The organism is Petrotoga halophila DSM 16923 (assembly GCF_002924615.1).
On sequence record NZ_JALY01000333.1, the window covers coordinates 1 to 2,435 of the forward strand.

Here is a 2,435-nt window from a genome sequence, read left to right on the forward strand (position 1 = left end):
TCTATATACTTCTTAGTCAATCTTTCTAATGGTTGATTTTTGTTCACTTTATCAGAAACTACTTTTAGTACATATATCTGATGTACGTTCAAAAATTTTGAAGCAATCTGAAAAAAAGCCGATGATTCCATGTCCACCAGATCTTCTTCAAATTCGTAATCAACGTTGAGCGTATCTATACTTTGTATGGAGCCTTCTTTTAGATTGTGTTTAACTAAGATATCAGTATAGTACTTCCTTTTTTTCTCGTAATCTACTACTTTATTGACTAAAACTAGATCGCCAACATTAAATTTGTTATTTAAACTACCGCATATTCCTAAATTTATTACATAATCACTATGATTCACGCCTTTTAAGGTATCTTTCAATAGATAAGATGTAGCTCCGGCTGCGTTGATTTTTCCTACGCCTGATATTACAAGATTGACTTCGTCGTTGTGATAAGTCTCAAAAGGTTTATCTGTTGTTTTTTTTAAATTTAGATATTTTATAATCGATTGTGTTTCAATACCCATGGCAGAGATTATATAAAGCATGCAATTCCCTCAGAATAGTTTCTTTTCTCTTAAGTTGGCCCTTTCTTTTTGTTGAGTTAAACTTTCCACCTCACCACCTTCAAGAGAAAAGGTGATTTCGTATGATCCATCGATCAGCAAAAATATATTCACTTTTAATTCATCCACGTACTTTTTTAGAATCTCGTATTCTAACTTTTGGCCTGAAGAGAATTTGAAGTGTATTTTATCGTTTTCAATTTCTGGATTTGAATAAAGCAAAGCAAAGTATATCGCCATGTTGGACTTCTTCTCGTGTGGGTCACTGAAGTAATCAAGAATTTTCTTCATAATGGGATGTTGAGTGTCGTTGGAAACGGGTTCTGTGGTAACTTGTTTTTTATATGGGGTTTTTTCTTTCTCATAAGACATAGGTGAAGGCGTAGTTGAATTTTTATGCATGAAATCTAAGATCTCCACGTCGAAAATCAACCTTTTATTTTCACTGTATTTTAAATCTTTAAGTATATCGTTGAATGCGCCCATTAGTTGAATTAAGTTATCTTTTTTCTCAGTAATTAATGAATCAAATATGTATTCTATGGATTGCTCCAAAAGAATTTCTGGGTCTTTTCCTAAATTGAATAGATCTTCAGATTGTGCCAAGAATTCATCGATTTTTGAATTTGAAACATTTTCTACGAATTGAGCGATAAAATTTTCATCGAATAAACCTAGTATGTCAAGGGTGTCTTCGTGGGTGATCTTCATCTCTCCAAATTTTTCTACTTGTTCCAACATCGAGATGGCATCTCTCATCCCACCTTTCGCCTTTTTAGCTATGATTTCTAGGGCATCTAACTCATATTCTATACCTTCAGAGCTAGCTATATTTTTCAACCCTTCTATTATTTCTTTCTCGCTTAAATTTTTGAAGTTTATGATTTGAGCCCTAGAAATGATGGTATCAGGGACTTTTTCCAAATTGGTGGTTGCTAAAATAAAAATGACATGCGAGGGTGGTTCTTCTAACGTTTTTAACAAGGCGTTGAAGGCTTCTCTTGTTAACATATGAAATTCATCGATTATATATACTTTGTATTTCCCATAAACAGGCCTGTAATTGGAAGAGTCCCTGATGTTTCTGATTTCGTCTATTCCTCTGTTTGAAGCTGCATCCATTTCTATTACATCCAAAAAACTGTTATTGTTTATAGAAACGCAGTTCTCGCATTTGTTGCATGGATTGTATCCTTGAGGATCCTTGCAATTTAATACTTTGGCAAGTATCCTGGCTGTAGTGGTTTTTCCTGTGCCCCGCGGACCCGAGAAAATATATGCATGAGAAACTTTTTGCTTGTTTAAAGCATTTTTGAAGTATTTTACGACATGAGGTTGCCCTAAAATCTCATCAAAATCTAAAGGCCTATATTTTCTGTATAAATTGTTGTTCATGAAATTACCTCCGAATTGCCAACAAAATTTAAATTGTACACCTTGATTTTTATTAGTGATAAAACGTCGTCTTTGTTATTTTCTGATATTTCAAATATAAAATAAACTTCGTCTGAAAATTTTTGTTCAGTTATTTTGAAGTTGTTTTGTTTTTGCATGAGGTTTTGTATGAAGGAAAAATTACTGTAGTCACATTTTGCCTCGTAAATAAATGTCTTCTCATAGGTAACCACTTTAGAGGCTTTAACAACTTCTTCAGCTGTTTTAGAATAAGCATCTATTAAACCGCGAATCCCTAATTTCACTCCTCCAAAATACCTCGTAACTACTATCGCCACGTTTGATAAGCTAAATTTTTCTATTACACCGTAAATAGGTTTCCCCGCGGTGCCAGATGGTTCGTTGTTATCAGAGTAATTAGCGATTTCTCTTCCTTCCTCATGCACTTTATAAGCCCAACAGTTGTGTGTGGCGTTATTATAT

3 protein-coding genes are annotated in these 2,435 nt (G+C 33.7%); all 3 read right to left on the minus strand.

Annotated elements, in window-relative coordinates; translation table 11 throughout:
- A partial coding sequence (locus AA81_RS13735; RefSeq protein ID WP_146050422.1) for a 5'-methylthioadenosine/S-adenosylhomocysteine nucleosidase family protein occupies positions 1-539 on the minus strand: 539 nt, incomplete at its 3' end.
- A 9-nt stretch (positions 540-548) separates the two neighbouring features.
- Entirely contained in the window at positions 549-1,952 is a 1,404-nt protein-coding gene (gene dnaX / locus AA81_RS13740) for a DNA polymerase III subunit gamma/tau (protein ID WP_103899349.1), read from the minus strand.
- A partial coding sequence (locus AA81_RS13745) for an IMPACT family protein (RefSeq protein WP_103899350.1) occupies positions 1,949-2,435 on the minus strand: 487 nt, incomplete at its 5' end. The genes dnaX and AA81_RS13745, both read right to left, overlap by 4 nt.

What these genes read in the sequence shown, in the direction of transcription:
- dnaX (WP_103899349.1), bottom strand. Translation starts at nt 1,952, where the DNA reads ATGAACAACAATTTATACAGAAAATATAGGCCTTTAGATTTTGATGAG.